This is a genomic window from Nitrospira lenta (genome assembly GCF_900403705.1).
GTDB lineage: Bacteria > Nitrospirota > Nitrospiria > Nitrospirales > Nitrospiraceae > Nitrospira_D > Nitrospira_D lenta.
Genome location: NZ_OUNR01000010.1, coordinates 1 through 1,208 on the forward strand (window position 1 = coordinate 1; position 1,208 = coordinate 1,208).

At 60.3% G+C, this 1,208-nt stretch carries 1 protein-coding gene; it reads left to right on the forward strand.

Annotation, left to right across the window (positions count from 1 at the left end; genetic code table 11):
• Positions 1-2: 2 nt before the first annotated feature.
• The gene (tuf, locus tag NITLEN_RS06340) at positions 3-1,208 is read left to right on the forward strand and encodes an elongation factor Tu (RefSeq protein ID WP_121988767.1); all 1,206 of its coding nucleotides are present in this window, start codon (positions 3-5) and stop codon (positions 1,206-1,208) included.

The following is a 1,208-nucleotide window of genomic DNA, read 5'->3' on the forward strand; positions in this document are numbered from 1 at the left end:
TTATGGCGAAGGCGAAATTTGAGCGGAAGAAGCCGCATGTGAACATTGGGACGATCGGGCACGTGGACCACGGAAAGACCACGTTGACGGCCGCCTTGACGAAGGTGTGCGCCGATCGCGGGATGGCGAAGTATATTCCGTACGATGAAGTGGCGAAGGCGAGCGAGAGTCAGGGGCGGCGCGATGCCACCAAGATCATGACCATCGCTATCAGTCACGTGGAGTACGAGACCGACAATCGGCACTATGCGCACGTCGACTGTCCGGGCCACGCCGATTATGTGAAGAACATGATCACCGGCGCCGCCCAGATGGATGGCGCGATCCTCGTGGTGAGCGCAGCCGACGGCCCCATGCCGCAGACGCGGGAGCACATCCTGTTGGCTCGCCAGGTCGGCGTGCCCTACATCGTCGTGTTCTTGAACAAGGCCGACAAGGTCGATGACAAAGAGCTGTTGGAATTGGTGGAGCTGGAAGTGCGGGAGCTGCTGACGAAGTATGGCTTCCCGGGCGACAAGACCCCGATCATTCACGGCAGCGCCTTGAAGGCGATGGAAGCGGATCCGGGCGAATTGGGCGTGCCCTCCATTATGAAGCTGTTGGCTGCGGTCGATAGCTACATTCCGACGCCGCAGCGGCCGATTGACAAGCCGTTCCTGATGCCGATCGAAGACGTGTTCACCATCAGCGGTCGCGGCACGGTTGTGACGGGACGCGCGGAGCGCGGCATCGTGAAGGTGGGTGACGAAATTGAAATCGTGGGCTTGCGGCCGACGCAGACTACCATCGTGACTGGCGTGGAAATGTTTCGCAAGGTGTTGGATGAAGGCCAGGCGGGCGACAACATCGGCGTCTTGTTGCGCGGCACGAAGAAGGAAGATGTGGAGCGCGGCATGGTGTTGTGCAAGGCGAAGAGCATTACGCCGCACACCAAGTTCAAGGCCGAGATCTATGTGTTGACGAAGGAAGAAGGCGGCCGGCACACCCCGTTCTTCAACGGGTATCGCCCGCAGTTCTACTTCCGGACGACGGACGTGACGGGGATTGTCTCGCTCAACCCGGGCGTGGAAATGGTCATGCCGGGGGATAACGTGAGCGTGACGGGGGAATTGATCAGCCCGATCGCCATGGAGCAGGGGCTTCGGTTTGCGGTTCGCGAGGGCGGCAAAACAGTCGGCTCTGGCGTGGTAACCGAGATTCTGGCGTAA

Excerpts from the sequence above, each read along its gene's own strand:
- tuf (WP_121988767.1), top strand. The coding sequence starts at position 3 with ATGGCGAAGGCGAAATTTGAGCGGAAGAAGCCGCATGTGAACATTGGG.